The 15,295-nt window shown below is 69.3% G+C and carries 15 protein-coding genes; 2 read left to right on the top strand and 13 right to left on the bottom strand.

What is annotated here, in order from left to right; translation table 11 throughout:
• Window positions 1-4: 4 nt before the first annotated feature.
• Both C8250_RS09215 and C8250_RS09210 read left to right on the top strand, forming a co-directional pair.
• Window positions 5-565: a hypothetical protein gene (locus C8250_RS09215; protein WP_138357248.1), complete on the top strand. Its 561-nt coding sequence runs from the start codon at window positions 5-7 to the stop codon at window positions 563-565.
• Entirely contained in the window at window positions 562-1,749 is a 1,188-nt protein-coding gene (locus tag C8250_RS09210) for an MAB_1171c family putative transporter (protein ID WP_138357249.1), read from the top strand. The genes C8250_RS09215 and C8250_RS09210 overlap by 4 nt, the downstream gene beginning before the upstream one ends.
• An 85-nt stretch (window positions 1,750-1,834) precedes the next feature.
• Here C8250_RS09210 and C8250_RS09205 read toward each other — a convergent pair whose 3' ends face one another.
• The 13 genes from C8250_RS09205 to C8250_RS09150 form a co-directional block, all read right to left on the bottom strand.
• Entirely contained in the window at window positions 1,835-2,566 is a 732-nt protein-coding gene (locus C8250_RS09205) for an alpha/beta hydrolase (RefSeq protein ID WP_244809058.1), read from the bottom strand.
• 284 nt (window positions 2,567-2,850) lie between these two features.
• The gene (locus tag C8250_RS09200) at window positions 2,851-3,432 is read right to left on the bottom strand and encodes a DUF6233 domain-containing protein (RefSeq protein WP_138357251.1); all 582 of its coding nucleotides are present in this window, start codon (window positions 3,430-3,432) and stop codon (window positions 2,851-2,853) included.
• A gap of 2 nt (window positions 3,433-3,434) precedes the next feature.
• Window positions 3,435-3,578, bottom strand: coding sequence for a hypothetical protein (locus tag C8250_RS09195; protein WP_187144795.1), 144 nt, complete (start codon window positions 3,576-3,578; stop codon window positions 3,435-3,437).
• 324 nt (window positions 3,579-3,902) lie between these two features.
• Window positions 3,903-4,157 carry a hypothetical protein gene (locus tag C8250_RS09190; RefSeq protein WP_138357252.1) on the bottom strand — a complete coding sequence of 85 codons (255 nt, stop codon included), beginning with the start codon at window positions 4,155-4,157 and terminating at the stop codon, window positions 3,903-3,905.
• 78 nt (window positions 4,158-4,235) lie between these two features.
• Window positions 4,236-4,649, bottom strand: a complete 414-nt coding sequence (locus C8250_RS09185) for a GFA family protein (protein ID WP_138357253.1) — start codon at window positions 4,647-4,649, stop codon at window positions 4,236-4,238.
• Between the two features lie 145 nt (window positions 4,650-4,794).
• Complete coding sequence (locus C8250_RS09180; RefSeq protein ID WP_138357254.1) at window positions 4,795-5,889, bottom strand: NUDIX hydrolase; 1,095 nt, start codon at window positions 5,887-5,889, stop codon at window positions 4,795-4,797.
• A gap of 60 nt (window positions 5,890-5,949) precedes the next feature.
• Window positions 5,950-6,723: a PIG-L deacetylase family protein gene (locus C8250_RS09175; RefSeq protein WP_187144794.1), complete on the bottom strand. Its 774-nt coding sequence runs from the start codon at window positions 6,721-6,723 to the stop codon at window positions 5,950-5,952.
• Between the two features lie 419 nt (window positions 6,724-7,142).
• The gene (gene fxlM / locus C8250_RS09170; RefSeq protein WP_138357255.1) at window positions 7,143-9,461 is read right to left on the bottom strand and encodes a methyltransferase, FxLD system; all 2,319 of its coding nucleotides are present in this window, start codon (window positions 9,459-9,461) and stop codon (window positions 7,143-7,145) included.
• Between the two features lie 161 nt (window positions 9,462-9,622).
• Complete coding sequence (locus C8250_RS09165; protein ID WP_244809057.1) at window positions 9,623-11,440, bottom strand: ATP-binding cassette domain-containing protein; 1,818 nt, start codon at window positions 11,438-11,440, stop codon at window positions 9,623-9,625.
• Between the two features lie 158 nt (window positions 11,441-11,598).
• Window positions 11,599-12,081: an NUDIX domain-containing protein gene (locus C8250_RS43430; protein ID WP_138357257.1), complete on the bottom strand. Its 483-nt coding sequence runs from the start codon at window positions 12,079-12,081 to the stop codon at window positions 11,599-11,601.
• A gap of 270 nt (window positions 12,082-12,351) precedes the next feature.
• A complete protein-coding gene (locus tag C8250_RS09160) occupies window positions 12,352-13,398 on the bottom strand; it encodes a phosphotransferase (RefSeq protein ID WP_138357258.1) in 1,047 nt (348 codons plus the stop codon).
• Window positions 13,399-13,605: 207 nt separating this feature from the next.
• Window positions 13,606-14,394, bottom strand: a complete 789-nt coding sequence (locus C8250_RS09155; RefSeq protein WP_138357259.1) for a class I SAM-dependent methyltransferase — start codon at window positions 14,392-14,394, stop codon at window positions 13,606-13,608.
• Window positions 14,391-15,293, bottom strand: coding sequence for a phosphotransferase (locus C8250_RS09150; protein WP_244809796.1), 903 nt, complete (start codon window positions 15,291-15,293; stop codon window positions 14,391-14,393). The genes C8250_RS09155 and C8250_RS09150 overlap by 4 nt, the downstream gene beginning before the upstream one ends.
• Between the last annotated feature and the right edge of the window lie 2 nt (window positions 15,294-15,295).

Here is a 15,295-nt window from a genome sequence, read left to right as displayed (position 1 = left end):
ATCCATGAGGCGCCGCTCACGCCGCACCGGCCGAGACGAGGAATCGACACTGGCGCAGCCAGTCCTCGACAAGTGCCGTAGCTTCGTCCGGTCTCTGGATCTTCCTCGCGTCGAAAGCGTTCGCGAGCTGCACGACTACGTCGAGAAGCTGATCGGCGAGCCTGTCATCATCTCGCCGACCATGCCCGCCGATGGGGGCACCCCCTGCGGCCTGGTGGTCAAGATCGCCGGTGTGAACTACATCGGCTACGACCCGGGCACTAGCCCGTCTCACCAAGATCACATCATTGCCCATGAGTTCGGTCACCTTCTCAAGGGACATCGGGGCAATCAGGTGGCTCCGGCCTCCGCGGCCGGGATCATCCTGGGAGACCTCGACCCCGAACTGATCCAGATGGTTCTCTGCCGGGCCCGGTACGACGACGAGCAAGAGTTGGAAGCCGAGATCATCGGCACCTACTTGCAAACGTACGTCCGCCACAGGAGCAGCACTCCTGCCACGCAGGGGGCGGACGCGGACCGGGTCATGCGAACCCTCATACGAAGAAAGAACAACGCACAGTGAGCGCGCTGCACCCCTACTGCCTGGCCATATCCAGCCTGGGATTCGTCCTGTTGCTCTGGGGTCTGAAAAGCAACAAGACGAAGACGAATCCGGCGCTCCTGCTGCTGGCGCTGACCTATCTGGCTTCGGCCGTCAGCTTCATCATCGAGAAGCCGCCGATCTGGTCCCGCATCGACAGCACCTTCGGCGTCACCAACATTGCCGTCCCGCTCTCTATGAGCTGGGTCATGCTGGTGTGCACGTGCCAGACCAGCGTCATCGCCTACTGGGCCTACGCCCCCGGCCAAGCCCGCCGCGCGGCGAAGTGGTTCTTCGCAGCCGGCGCCGTCGTCATCGCCGGCCTGATGGTGACGTTCTTCCAGATCCCCATCGACGACTTCTCCACCTATCAGGTTCGTGAGTGGTCCTACGCCTCGTACCTGAGCATCTACATCACCGCCTACACCGCCGCCCAGGCGTACCTCACGATCCAGTGCTGGAAGCTCGCGCGCCGCGTGGGCGTCTCCTGGGTCGCCTGGAGCCTGCGCATCATCTCCGTGGGCGCCCTCATCACCATCGGCCAGAGCATCATCCGCTCTGCGAACCTCCTCGGCATGGCCGACGTGAAGTGGCTCGATCTTGCTTGGCTGTGCGGCGACCTCGGCGCGCTCCTGACCAGCGTCGGCTATCTCCTGCCCACCCTCGTCGACCGCGCCCGTGAAACCTACACATGGGCCAACGAGCACTACACCTACCAGCGACTCGGTCCCCTGTGGGAAGCCCTCCGCGCCGCTTCCCCGGAGATCACCGCCGTCGAAGCCCCGCCCCAGCGCAGCACCTTCCTGCGACTGCGATCGATCAACTTCGCCCTCTACCGGCGCAGCACCGAGATCCGCGACGGCATGATCGAACTCCGGCCATACCTGGGCGCCAGCGCCCGCGGTTCCGCCGAAACCCGCCACGCGCAACTCACCGCCGCTGAATGCGCCGCCGCGGTGACCGCCGAGCAGATCCACCATGCGCTACGCGCCCACCAGGAAGGGCGCCCGGCCACGACCCCGGTCGAGTACGCCGACGCCCGAGTGCCGGCCGACACCGCGGCACAGGAGATGCGGCTCCTTCTGCGCATTGCCGCCCACTTCAAGAGCCAGGCCGCGACTGCTGCCGCAGCACCTGGCTCTTCGTTGGCGCCCGCAGTCGGCTGACCCGCATTGGATCGCACCTGAGCACGTCAATCCAGGTCAGCTGCCCCCCGACCCGGAAACCCGTGGATCGGGGGGGCACGTGGATCTACAGGGCTTCGCCGCCGCGCACCGCCGATTCGACCAGCCGCACCGCGGCCCGAAGACCCCGCTGGGCACCCTCCGACCACGACGGCACGCACCGTTGCGCCGCCACGTCGTACTCCATCCCCAAAATCCCCGCGTGATCGGTGTCCACCGGCTCCCAGTGCACCGGCCATCCCCGGTCGAGCACCGCCCCCGCAAATCTCTGCGACTCCCGCCAGTCCAGAACGTCGTCCGCCGTCCCATGCGACAACCACACAGGTACCGGCGACGCGGTTGTCACAGCCAGTTCCTCGACCGGTGGGGTCCCTGAAGAACGCGCCACCAGGTCGTAGCGCCCGGCCAGACCGACCACCGCCAGCGGGCGCCACCCGTCCACCAGGTCCGGACGGAACGCCATCGAAACCGCCGGCCCCGCCCCCGCCGACCAACCGGCCGTCACCAGCCGCCCATCGCCCCCATACTCGGCGGCGTTCTTCCGTACGAATTCCAGTGAGCCGAGCAGGTCCGCTTGCCCGCCGTCCTTCGCGTCCGACTGCCAGTCCGCCGCGAACGCCGGAATGCCCAGGCCAGCAAGTTGCTCTGCGACCGCGCCCATGACGTCTCGCTCGTTCGGCCCGAGCCCGTGCCACAGCAGAACGGCGGGCCGAGCTGCTGCACCGACGCGTACGGGCTTGTACACATCGACCGACCTGTCCCGGCTCGTGGTAACCGTCACCCGCTCCACACTGTCCACCACGTCAATTCCCATGCTTCATGTTCGTCGTTCCTTCGATCTGCTCATGGTCGGCCCAGCTCGTCATGGTCAGCATGAGCCCGAAGCACGAACCAGAGTACGAACACGGCCGCCCTTACACCAAGATCACGAGCCGCGACCTCGGTTCGACCGCGCAGGCTATCGAGATCAGCGTCCACCGCACGGCAGCCGGTGGCGGCTACACCCGGATGGCAGGCAGCCGCTGGGCGACACGGCGGACCGGCGCGAAGTCCGTGCAGGCCGCACGGCGGGCAGGACGGTACTCACCGGCCGATGGCTGGCAGGCGCTGAGCAACGTGACAGATCGTGCAGTCCGCCGCGATGTCCTTCTGGGCGGCTGCTGCGCGGGCCTGTGCGGCGGTGAGCGGCGTCCCACTTTTCGGTATCCAGCAGTCGCCATGGTGCAGGCTGCGCCGTGGAGGGTCCCCGCCCAGCGTGTGCAACTGCCACTCGGCCTCCGGAGGCGGGTCAGGCTCCGACGGCGCCGTCGGCGGCCCGGGTGCGCGGCGGGAGGAGCGCAGACGACGCACCGCGTCGGGATGCCGACGCAGCGGCACACCCTCGTAGGAGGTGTCGGGGACCGGGGTGACGCGGTGGGCGGGAACGGCGAAGCGGATGGGCGCAGGCTCGGCGATCTCCCGGTCCGGCAGCCGGGTCAGGGTCCAAGCGGTGATTTCCACGTCGCAGAACCATGCACCATGGCGGGTCTGGATCCAGCCGTGCAGCAGGGCGGTAATTTCCTGCCGGTCCGGCAGCATCACCCATGCCGGCGGTATCGGTGCGGACGCGGGCGGCTCCGCCCCATCATGTCGGTCGACCTGCTCATGCTCCTGGCGCTCGCGCATGGCTACGCCGCCTGCTCCAGCGCCCCCATGCGCAGCGCCGGCAGCGCTCGGGGTGACGACGTTTCTCCATGGGCAGCGGTCGTCCAGAACGGATCCCCAGCGATGGCGGCGCGTAGTTCGCGCTCGCGGTCCAGTAGTTCCTCCACCGCCGCGTGGTCCGTCTCGCTCCAGCCAGCTGCCGCCGGGTGTGCGGTGCCGTCGGGGGCCGATCCATGCCGCGGCCGACACGGCGTAGCGGGGGAGTCGGCCATACAGAGCGGCGAGCTCGCGGCAGGTGAGGTGCAGGGCGAGCTGCGCTGCGGCCAGATCCTGGGGAAAAGAGCGGAGCGGAGGGGCCATACGCCCATCGTACGCGTGTTCGAATCGTCTCGCTGGCCTGGGGCGCGATCACGGTCACCGGGCGACGGCTGTCGATGGCTGAGCCGGACGAGGAGCGGGTGCTCGTCCGGACGTGAGGGCAACCGCCGTGTTCACCCGCGGGGCCGTGTGGCCGTCAGGACCAGCGTGAGGTTGGCCTCCGCCCGCCGGGCCGGAACCTCGACGCAGCCAACGCCGGTGAAGCCGTGCCGGATCAGCAGGTTCGTCCAGGCGGTGCCGTCGCGGCTGTAGTGGACGACGGGCAGTCGGGCGCAGTCGGCCAGGGTGAGGTTGTCGACCCACGTACCTTGCAACTTGCCGGCGCGGACCCGTCCGACGGAGAAGACCAGTCGCCCGCCGGGCCGCAATGCGGCGTGGATTCGCGCAGGACACGGCAGAGCGGGTCGGTGACCAATGGCGCGTGGGGCCGGTTGGCCGGGAGTGAGTCACGATGCAGCGGGCCGTGGGGCGCGTGGGTCGGGAGCGAGGGTGACAGTCATCCACGGTGCTGCCGTCTCGCGGAAACTGTGTCCGACGGGTTCGATGCCTGTCTGGTCGGTGAGGCTGAACCCGGTCACCATGATCATGTCCGAGCCGGCGGCAATGGAGATGACATGGGTTCCGCAACGAGGGCAAAAGCCCCGCTTGAGGGTGGTGTAGGTCGCGAACCAGGTGGGTTCGTGGCCGGGGCCGGTCCAGGTCAGTCCGTCCTTGCGGAAGCCGACCCAGAGCACAGCGGGGCCGCCGGAGATGCGCGTTTCGTGTTCACAGGAACACAGGTGAGGGTCGTCCGGTGTGCCGAGGACCTCGTAGGCGATGTGACCGCACTGGCAGTGCCCCGTGCGGCGCTCCGATTCCATGCCCGTGGCAGCAGTGCCCAGGGGGAGCACGGACCTGCTAGGAACAGCCGCGGGGGGCGGAGCTGGGGCGTCGGGCGTGGACGGTGTGCGAGGCAAGGGGTTCATGGAAGGTTCCTCGGGAGGGTGGTAGATGGGGAGCAGACGGCTACCAGGCAGTGGGGCCGGTGAGTTGGGTGACGGGTTGGCGGGCGGCCCGGGGGAGGCCGAGCTGCCGGCGAGCCTGGTGGACGGCGGCGAGTTGGTCGGCGGCCGCAGGTCCCCAGTCGAAGAGGTCCGTGGTCTGTTCGGGGGTAGCCAGGATGCGGGTGTAGGTGTGGCCGGTGGCCGGATCGGGCCGGGCGGGGTCGACGCCGATGAGTGCCGCGGCGTAGCGCAGGTATCCGCGCCGCGCGGCGGGGTCGGTGACGTGTCCTAGGAGCAGCGGGCTCCCGAACCGGGCTGACGCCTCCTCTTCGGCTTCGCGGCGCAGGGTGGATACGGGGTCGTCCTGGTCCTGTTCCTCGGGCGTGCCGCCGGGCAGGATGGCGACTCCTGTGTGGGGGTCGAGGAGGACGAGGACGCGCCCGTCCGGCGCGAACAGCCACGCCCATACCTGGGTGACGGTGAGGTCGTGCGGGGCTGGGCCCTGATGCCAGGGGTAGCGGTAGGTGGGGCGGGCGGTCTGCAGGACGCCAAGCCGGTCGAGGACGGTGGGGGCGATCGGGAGGCCGTTTTCCAGAAGTACCGTGCCGGCCGCGTTGATCCGGGCCCGCAGCGCAGACATGGCGCGTCGGGCATCGGGCGGGGAGAGCAAGTCGGGCAGCCGTGCGGGCTCGACGAACTCGATCGCGGTGATCTCGCTTGGCGGCAGACGGATTTCGCCGATCCGGTCGTCGTCCCATGTGCCGCCGTCGAAAACGTGCAGAATCTCGCCGGGAAACCGCATGGCCGCCGCCGTGCCGGTGCTGTTGGCGGAGACCCAGTCGACGGCCAGGCCCCGGTCGGTGACAGCGGTGATGGCGAGCTCCTCCACCAGTTCACGGGCGGCGGCGTGAGCGGGGGACTCGCCCTTGTCGACGGCGCCGCCCGGCAGAAGACACGTGTCGCGATAGTCGACGTGTTGGACGAGGACCTGCCCGAGCTGGTTGGTGATCAGCACGGACGTCCCGACCCACAGGGCGGCCGAGGCACGCAGGGCGCCGTACGCCTCGTCGGTCATTGCGCTGCTGGGCAGTTCGCCGGGAACGGATGTGGTCGTCATGGCTCTCCGAGTCGGAAGGGGCCGGTGGGGCCGGGGGGTGGACTGAGGCGGGGGCTCCCGTCAGGCGGTGAGCCGGTGAGGTGCGTCCGGGACGGGCCCGGTCGCGAGCCGGGAGAAGTACTCGGTTGCGATGATCTTTCGCCGGGTCTGCGCAGGTAGGCGGGCGAGGATCCCGGGCAACGCGCGTTCACGGGCGACCTCCCCGCGGTGCGCGAGGATTGCCGACCACTTCTGTTCCAGCCAGGGGGTGACGTCGACGGCCGTGGTGGCGTACGCGTCCGGGGTCGCGAGCACGCGTTTGCCGACGGCCTCCAGCAGCGGCCCGAGATCGCCGACGCCGGACTCGGGATGCGTGGCGCAGTACACGGCGCGCGGTTGCCAGGGCTCACCGGCTTCAGGGTGCAGGTACGCGAGCCCCGCGTCCTGAACGGCCAGGACAGCGGCCTGGTGGGTGCGGCGGTGGTCGGGGTGACCGGTGAGCTGGCCCAGCGCGTCGTGCGTCACCACGATGTCGGGGCGGAACGAACGGATCTGGTGGACCAGAGCGGCGATCACTTCGTCCAGCGGTGCGTCGACGAGCCGCGGGCGGCCTGGGGCCGACTGTGGGTTGCGGGCGTCTTGGTATCCGAGCATGCGAGGCGCGCCCGCGCCGAGTGCGCGCAACGCGTGGGAGAGTTCGGCGGCTCGCGGGCTGTCGGTCGCCCACGTCATGGTGACGACAGCGGTGCGCGCTTGCACGGCGGCGTGCTGGGCGAGGACCCCGCCGGCGAGGAGGCTTTCGTCGTCGGGATGGGCGAACACACCGAGCAGGGAGGGTGTTGCGGGGGACGTCACGGGCGGGATTCCTTCTCGCAGGGGGCTGGGACGGTTCAGATGGCAGGGGGACGGCCGACTCCGGTGAGCCGGGCCACGGGGGCCAGGACGTCGGGTACTGCGTCCACGCGCGGTGTCACGCTGCCTCTTGGACGAGGGAGACGGCAGCCAGGGGCATGGCCGTCAGACGGCCGACCTGGGTCACCAACAGCAGGCGGGGCGGCAGGCACAGGATGGCGGTGCCGATCCACATCGCTGTGGGCACCGAGCAGGCGCCGGCCAGAACTGCGGCGCCGGCCGAGGCGACGGCCGGGCCCCGGAGACTCGCCGCCTCCCCGGTCAGGTACGCGGTGAACGAAGGGTGGACGCACAGTGAGAACGAGGTCGGCAGCCCGCCAGCCTCTGGGGGCTCGGATTCCGCAGGGATCGACTCGGCGGAGTCAGGTACGCCGGCCGCCCACCGCGAGCAGGTCCTGCGTGCCGTCGGGAACGCGGCCGGGCCACTGGAAGACGAGCCTCGCGGAGGGCTTGTCGAGCACGTCGCCGGCCGGCAGCTGCTCGTCAGGGGTGCCGGCTGGGTGGACGGTCATCGGCGGGTAGCCGCGCTCGCGCACCTTGTGGTCCCAGGTGCGCACGCAGTCGGCGAAGCGCTCCGCCAGCTCGTCGGCGGCTGGGCCGTAGGCGTGGATGAAGAACTCGGTGAGACGGTCGGCCGGATCCGGGGCGTCCTTGACCTTGCGGTAGGTCAGGTAGGCGAGGGAGCCGTCCGACAGCATCGCGGTCGCATCTTGTTGCGCCACCAGCGTGGACCCTTCCCGGGCGGCCAGCCGGCAGAACCCCGGCAGTGTGGTCGCGGCGTAGACCTGCAAGGTCTCGAAATTGAAGGTACCCGAGACCACGAGGCCGGTGGTGAGCTCGTACCGCGCCCCGCGCAGAGCCTCCTCAAGCCCGGTGGTGTCACCGGGCTCACCGTCTTCCCACCTCACTGTGACCTCGCCGTCGGCCAGACGGACGGCAGGAGCGGTGCGGGCGGCGGCGCCGCGATCCCGCACGAAACCGCAGTACGTCCAGTGCTCGCAGTGCAGCACGTCGCCACGCCGCACCAGGGTGAGAGAGCGGGTGTAGCCGCCCATCTCCAGCGGCACGACCAGCCGTGCCCCCTCGGAGAGTTGATCCCGCCAGGCCGGCGCGATGTCAGCCGCGTTGTGGGTGATCATCACACCGTCGAACCCGCCAGCAGGGACATGTGCGGGTGCCCCAAGTCCGCCGTCGCCGAGGACGGCGGTGACTCGGCCGCTGCCGGCTTCCGCGCACAGGCGCTGGGTGCGGCGCACGACGTACGGGTCGACGTCCACGGTCACCACGCGCCCAAGCGGTCCCAGGACATGCGCCAGGAGCTCGCCGTTGTAGCCGCCCGATCCGACTTCCAGCACAGTCATCCCCGGCTCCAGCCGGAGTTGCTCGATCATGTCGGCCTGCAGCCAGGCCGCGGACACCGAACTGATCGCGGTTCCGGCCTCGTCGCGCCGGGTGATGACAGCACGGTCGCCGCCGTCGTACGCGGTCGCGAGGTTAACCTCCGGGACGAACCGGTGGCGGGGCACGGTCTGCAGCGCATCCCGGACCGGCTGGGAGGGGGCCCAGCCGCCAGAGACGACCGTCTCCGTCATCTGCTGGCGATACCGGACGGCTTCGGCCGGCTCACCGGGCACCGGCGGGACCACGGTGGCGCACGGGTAGGAGTGGACAGACGGCAGCCCCGGCAGCACCCCGGGCCACACCGCGGTGAGCGCCTGGGCGCTGGGCGCGAAGATCTTCCCGAGGGTGTGCAGGGTGTTCAGGTCGTGCCACTCCCATCGCACGAAGCGGTGCGGTTCCGGCAGGCCAAGTTCGCCCTCCCAACCGGTGATGCGGACCACCGCGGTGATGCGGCGCACATCCAGCCAGTCGTCGTGGAGCACTGTGACGACATGCGCGTCCTCCGTGCGCGCCGTCAGCCCGCTCTCTTCCGACAGCTCCCGCACGGCAGCGGCTTCGGCGGCTTCGCCTGCCTCGATCCGGCCGCCCGGCAGCTCCCACATCCCCCGAGTCGAGCGGCCCAGTAGGACCCGTCCGAACGCATCGGTGACGACCATTGCGGCGCCGAATACGGCCTGCGGATCGGGCCGTGACTTCTCCTCCGCGCTGAACGACCCGCCGCGGCCGCGCAGAACCAGGACCGCCAGGCCCTCCGCGTCAAAGCGCTCGGTCTCGTTGAACCCGTCGGTAAGCGCGGCGAGTTCATCCTCGTCGAGCGCGATGTGGCGCCTCTTCTCGGGAGTGTGTTCCGCGAGCGGCGTGATGACGATGAGTTTCCCGTGCTTGCCCAGCCGCGCGGCCAGGCGGCGCAGGATATAGGTGCGAGAGCGGAGGAAGGCGATGGACAGTCGGATGACGATCAGCGCGTAGCCGTCGTGGAGATCAGCAAGGTCGTCGTGCTCGATGTCCAGGCGCAGCCAGCGCAGCCCCTCCACTCCGGGATGCTCGGCGCGGGCACGGTCGAGGGCGCCTTCGGCGAAGTCGGCAGCGTCGACCATGTACCCGAGCGAAGCGAGGTAGGCCGCCATCTCGCCGGTGCCGCAGCATGCATCGAGTGCGCGGCTGCCGCTCTCGGGCGCCGGTGCGTGTTCGAGGAGCAGGCCCTTCTCCTCGTCTCCCAGTTGCCGGAAGCCTCGCCCGTCGTTGTAGTGCTCGGTCCAGTCGGCCCGGGTGTATCCCACAGATTGCTCCTCGTTCGTGAAAGGCGGAATGGTGGTGGGGCCGTTACGGCAGTTCGAGGGGCCGCAGTGGGCGGTCGGCTCGCATTCCTGGAAGGGGATCGCGGCCACCCTCCGGTCGGATATCAACACGACGCTGCTGCTCAACGGCGCCTGGGGCTGGGTCACGGTGCCTGCCGGGGAATGACGGCTTCGGTGTCGCTGGCTTCGCTTTGGTATTGGCGCGATTGCAGAAGGAACATGCGCCGGAAGATCCCCGGGCCGTCCGCGTTGTCGTCCATGAGCGTCGCGAAGGTTCCGGCCTCGGCGAGTCGTCCGTGGTGCAGGACATAGATGCGGTCGGCGGTAGTGACGGAGCTGAGCCGGTGGGTGATGAGGATGATCGTCTGGCCGTCGGCAGCGAGGTTGCGGATCTGCTCGAATGCGGCCACTTCAGCCGCCGGATCCAGGGCGCTGGTCGGCTCATCGCAGACCAACAGTTGTGCATCCCTGAAGTACGCGCGTGCAAGGGCAATGCGCTGCCACTGGCCACCGGAGACTTCCACGCCGCCGTGGTAGCCGCGCTCGATCAGGGTGTCCCAGCCGCGTGGCAGGTCATCGACGACGATGCCCAAGTCGGCGTAGTCGGCGGCGGCTGCGCGCCGGGCGGTGTCCTCCCGGGCGGCGGGGCGGCCGATGATGACATTGGCTGCCAGGGTGAACGGCCAGCGCATGAAGTTCTGCAGGACCAGTGCGCATCGGTCGAAGAGTTGGTCGCGGTCGAGGTCGCGGATGTCGATGCCGTCCCACAGGATGCGGCCGGCGGTTGGCTGGTAGAGACCGACGAGGGCCTTGGCCAGTGTGGTCTTGCCCGAGCCGTTTTCTCCCACGAGTGCGATGACCTGGCCCCGGCGGATGGTCAGGGAGATGTCGTCCAGGGCGGAGGTGTCGCGGCCGGGGTAGGTGAAGGAGACTTTCTCGAATTTGATGGTGGCTGGGCTGGCGGGCACGGGCAGGCCCCCGGTGGGGATGGCGCGCTGCTCGGCCTCATCGCGGGCGCGGATGAGGTCGTTGAAGAACAGACCTTGTTCGTAGAGATGGTGCACGTTGCCCACCAGGCCGCGCAGTCCAGTGGTGCCGGTACTGATGGCCAGGACGGCGGTGGCTGCCGCCGCGAGCGGCATGTGCCCGCTGGTCAGCAGCCACGCCAGGACCACATAGGTCGTGGCGGAGGTGACACCGGAGATCGCGGAAGTGGCCAGTTCGGTGCCGGCCTCTGCGCGGGCGAGCCGGGTCTGCTCGGCTTCGCCCTCCTTCGTCATCGTTTCGAACTGGTCGAGTAGAAACGGCCCGGCCGCGTGCACGCGCAGTTCCGGCGAGGCGGTCTGGGAGATCAACAAACGGCGCAGCGTTGATTGTTGGCGGATGTGCTCGATCCACAGCTGGAGCGAGGCGTAGGTGCGGCGGGCGGCGCGGATGGTGCCCCAGCCTTTGGGGACGACGACCGCCAGAAGCAAGGGCAGCAGGATCGGGTGCAAGATCAGCAGGACGCCCCCGGTCGCTACCAGCGCCATGACGCCTTCGATGATCCCCAGGGTGTGGAGGATGAGGTTGCGGGCAGCCATCGTGCCGTGCTGCCCGGAGTCGACGAGGGCATGGAACTCGGGGTCCTCGATGGTCTCCATCTCCACGCGGATGATCCGCGCGAGCATGCTCACCGCCGCCAGCCGCTCGACCTTAGGCCCCAGCCGCCCGCCCGCGGCCTGGGAGACCGCGCGCAGCACCGCGGCCAGCGCGCTGGCGGACGCCATCAAAGCCAGTGCCGGGACTGCGGCTTTGACCTTGTCGCCGGTCGGTCCGCCGGCGAACAGGCCCAGCAGGACGCGGTTGGTGGCCAGCAGCCCGAACGCCATGGCGGCTCCCTGGCCGAGCTGGGCGAAGACAACGGCGATCAGGGCGACGCGGTCCACCGCCCAGCCCATGGCGGCGGTCTGGCCGATCATGCGGGGAAGCTGCCGCAGGACGGATAGGAACGTGAGGTTCAGGCGGGCGCCCTCGTGGGTGGTCCAGCCCCAGTCGCCCTTGAGCCTGCCGCCGAACAGCAGCTGCTCGGCCGCGGACAGCGGTACATCGCCCGGGGCACTATCCTGATTGCGGATCTTCACGGGCGCCCGCCGCTTGGTTTTGATGCCGTCAGGGTGGTGTCCCAGCCCATGGCGGTGAACGGCCGGCCGACGCGGATGGCGTCGAGCGCGGTGCGGGTGTAGCCGACCAGCGGCTCTGGCAGTGCGTGCAGCGAGTGCCACTCCCATCCCGCGCACCGGTCCGGTTCCTGGGTCGTGATCACCCCGCTGTGGGCCAGCACGCGGAAGAACAACTGGAGCCGATCGCGGCCGTCGTCCCCGTCGTGCTGATGGACGACGTGCACCAGCTCCAGGTCGAACTCGTCGTCAATGACCACCCCGAGTTCCTCGTATGCCTCGCGGGCCGCGCCGGCCGTCACCGGTTCGCCAGGCTCCAGGTGCCCTGCAGGAACGTGGTAGACGCCTTGCGCGTACGAGGTATTCAGGCGCTTCCCGAGCAGCACCTGGCCGTCATTTTCGAACAGCAAATGGACACCGACGATGTTCTGATGGGGATGCACGACGCCTCCTGAAGTTCGGACAGGTGCTCGGAAAACGAGCCTCTCGACGGCCCGTTACGCCCCCCAAAGGGTCATTTGCCGATCTGATGTTCGGGCAACGGCATGGATCCCAGACAGGGCGGGCGAGACCCGAGCGAGCGGTGTGCGATTTCACCCCAGCGGCGCCAACCACTCCCGAGAGAGGTTTCACCGCCCCGAAATTGGTACCGGCCACCCGGCCAGGGGTGTGTCCGAGAACGCCCCGACAGGTAGCAGCTCCGCACTCCGTCATTACCGGGGGCCTGCTTTCGACTCGACGAGGAAGGCCAGCGCGTATTCCATGTCGTCGAGCCCTGCGAGTAGCCGGTTGACGGTGGCGTTCTTGTCGTTCCAGTACTCCAGCAGTCCGACGTGAACGTGTGCCGGCACGTCGAGGTCGTCGGTGACGGCGCCGAAGGTGCTGAACAGGAAGTACAGCAGGGCGATCCGCGCCGTGGCGATCAGGTCGGCGCCCGGGATGTGGGGGTTCTCGTCCCGGTAGGCGCCGATCACGACCAGGGCGGTGTCTTGCCAGGTCGCGGAGTGGGCGACAGTCAGCGGGTCGAAGGCGATCCGGCCCAACTCCCAGGCGACCGGTCCGGTCAGTGCCTGGAAGTCGATGACGGCCGTGACCTGATCGCCCGAGACGAGGACGTTGGGGCGGGTGAAGTCACCGTGCAGCGCCTGATCGGCCAGAACATTGGGCAGACCCTTTTGCAGCAGGCGGCTGTGTGTGATGAGGTCCCGGCGCCGCTGAGCCAGCTGGTCGTGTCGCAGGTCGCCCTGCGGGCCCGGTCGTCCTCGCAGGTATTCGAGGAGGCGTTCGCATTTATTCGCTACGGGTTCCGGGGCGTCGTGGCGCCACGGCGTGGAGCGGCGCCGCAGGGGGCCGTGGTAGTCGGCGGCGACGCGGTGCAGTCGTCCGAGGGTTGCGCCGATGCTTTCCGCGCGTGCCACGGTCAGGGTGGCGCCGGGGTGCCCGGCAACCTCGTCCATGACGCACCAGGCTGTCTCGGCGTGCCAGGTCACCGGCTCGCCATCGCGATCGCGCCAGATACCCGGCGTCGGCACCGCTGCTTCCTGGCAGTACGCGGCGAGGGCCAGAGCAGACCGTACGGCGGTGGTATCGGTGCCAGCGGAGTAGCGTTTGACGAAGACTCGGGCGCCGCCCGCCAACCGCACGCGAGTGTTACGGGTTTCCGTTCCCGCCGCCTCCGGCTCCACGGCCTCGGCCCGCACCCCGTACCGGGCGGCCAGCATCTCCACCACCTGCTGCTGGTCGTCGGCGTTGAAGGTCATGCGTGCCACCCGACCACGGGCATCGCGTCCAGGGGCCAGAATGTCAATGTGGCGCACTGATGTTGCTCGGCATTGATCACCTCTCCTCCGACGGCGGGCCGCACCCGGCCGTCCTGGACCATCGCCAGGTGGACGCCGGTCTTCGTGCGATGAACCATCGTTTCCCCTACTCCCTACGGTGTGTCGTTGCTGTCGTACGCGGGCCGCTCAGGCTGGTCGGCGGCCGAGATGGATGACGAAGGTGTTGTCCTCGATGAAGGTGTCGTTGTCACTGAACAGGGCCAGAATCCGCTTCACCGCAGTCTCGAATCGGTCGCGCCGGTCACCGAACAAGTGCGGCGCGGCAAACGAGGTGGAGTACAGATAGCCCAGGACGCCGTCGGTGGACCAGGTGCGGCGCACCGGCACGTAGGTCTCGCTGACATTGCTGAACGCCGAGGATCGCAGCGTCTGCCCGAACGGCTCCGGGGAAGCGGGGAACGCGCCGCTGCCGGCGCGCCGCTGTGTGCCCAGGAAGTCCTGCACCACACTGCGGACCGCCTGTTGCCAGGGATTGGTGGCCGTCCACAGGCTGCGGTCGGCCAGCACAGCCACCGCCCCGTGCGGCGCCACATGCTGGTTGAGGCGGGCCAGGACGGCAGCCCGGTCGAGCCAGTGGAAGACCCGGCAGAACGTCACCAGATCCGCCCGCCAACCCTGCGGCGGCATGAACTCCTCGGCAGCACCGCGGCACAGCGACAGACGGGCGCCGTGCGGAAGGCGTGGCCGCAGATCCGTCTCGGCGACCACCAGCATGTCAGCGTCGGTGTCGAGGGCAATGATGTCGTCGAACTGGTCGAGCAGTGCCTTCACCACCAGCCCTGTGCCTGTACCGATGTCCAGGAGCCGTCTCGGGCGGGAGGCGGAGCCAGCGTCCGCCAGCAGGGCGATGACCTCTGGTGGCAGGCCCGGCCGGTAGCGGCCGTAGTACCCAGCGGTGCCCTCGAAGACACTCACGCGCCGCTCACCTCCCCCTCGCCGGCGCTGCTGCTGCCTGCGACGGTGGGTTCGGCGCGCAGGGCGTCGAGCATGGTCCGGGCCTGCTGGACGGCTTCATCATCGTGGTGTTCTTGTCCCCAGCGCAGGGCGCTCACGGCGTCCAGGGCGGCGTACGCGGAGCACGCCCGGCGCTCACCGTCGGTCAGTGCCCGCCCGTAGCCCTGGTAGAACGCGAAACGCAGATCCGGCCGTTGGGCGAAGAGCCGGTACTCCAGCCGCGACAGATCCCGGCGGGCGGCGCACTCGATGCCGGTCCGCTCGAAGTCGATGATGTGCAGGCGCTCGGTGTGCGGGTCCCAGAGCCAGTTGCGGGGCATGTAGTCCGCGTGGGCCACGACCTCGGGCAGCGCCGGCGGTGGCTGCAGGGTGAGGGCGCGCAGCAGGGCAACGTCGTGCGGGGGCAGGATCGGCGCCGCGTTGCGGAGCATCCTGGCCACCTCCGCCTCCCAACCGGCCGCGGTTGCGCGGTCGGCCGGAGCGGGCAGGGCGATGTTGTGGAGCCGGGCGAGGAGTTCTCCGGCTTGCCGGTAAGCCACCCACTCACTGTCCAGTCCCAGCGGCTGGTCGTGGAGGCTGCGACCAGGGACGGAGGTGAGGACGATGGCCCGGGTAGCGGGGTCTGCGGCCAACTGGGTCGGGGCCCGGCTCTCGCCGAGGGCTGACGTCCAGTACCGGTAAGCGAAGGTTTCCCGACTGTAGCCCTTCGGGCTGGCATGGTGTTTCACGAACAGGCGGCGGCCGTCGACGGCTTCGACTTCCCACACCGCAGGCCGACCCGGTCCGGCCCAGGAATGCACGGCAGTGATCGTGAACGGTCCGATGGCGGAGTCGACGAAGCGTCGCACCGGATCTGGCATGT

It is taken from the genome of Streptomyces sp. So13.3 (genome assembly GCF_005860785.2).
In the GTDB taxonomy this organism is placed as follows: domain Bacteria; phylum Actinomycetota; class Actinomycetes; order Streptomycetales; family Streptomycetaceae; genus Actinacidiphila; species Actinacidiphila fildesensis.
This window is presented reverse-complemented; position numbering and strand designations above follow the sequence as displayed.

Bases quoted from the DNA above. Each gene is read 5' to 3' on its own strand.
- C8250_RS09215 (WP_138357248.1), top strand. From the start codon at position 5: ATGAGGCGCCGCTCACGCCGCACCGGCCGAGACGAGGAATCGACACTG.
- C8250_RS09200 (WP_138357251.1), bottom strand. From the start codon at position 3,432: ATGCGCGAGCGCCAGGAGCATGAGCAGGTCGACCGACATGATGGGGCG.
- C8250_RS09185 (WP_138357253.1), bottom strand. From the start codon at position 4,649: ATGGAATCGGAGCGCCGCACGGGGCACTGCCAGTGCGGTCACATCGCC.
- C8250_RS09180 (WP_138357254.1), bottom strand. From the start codon at position 5,889: ATGACGACCACATCCGTTCCCGGCGAACTGCCCAGCAGCGCAATGACC.
- C8250_RS09165 (WP_244809057.1), bottom strand. From the start codon at position 11,440: ATGATCGGCCAGACCGCCGCCATGGGCTGGGCGGTGGACCGCGTCGCC.
- C8250_RS09160 (WP_138357258.1), bottom strand. From the start codon at position 13,398: ATGACCTTCAACGCCGACGACCAGCAGCAGGTGGTGGAGATGCTGGCC.
- C8250_RS09150 (WP_244809796.1), bottom strand. From the start codon at position 15,293: ATGCCAGATCCGGTGCGACGCTTCGTCGACTCCGCCATCGGACCGTTC.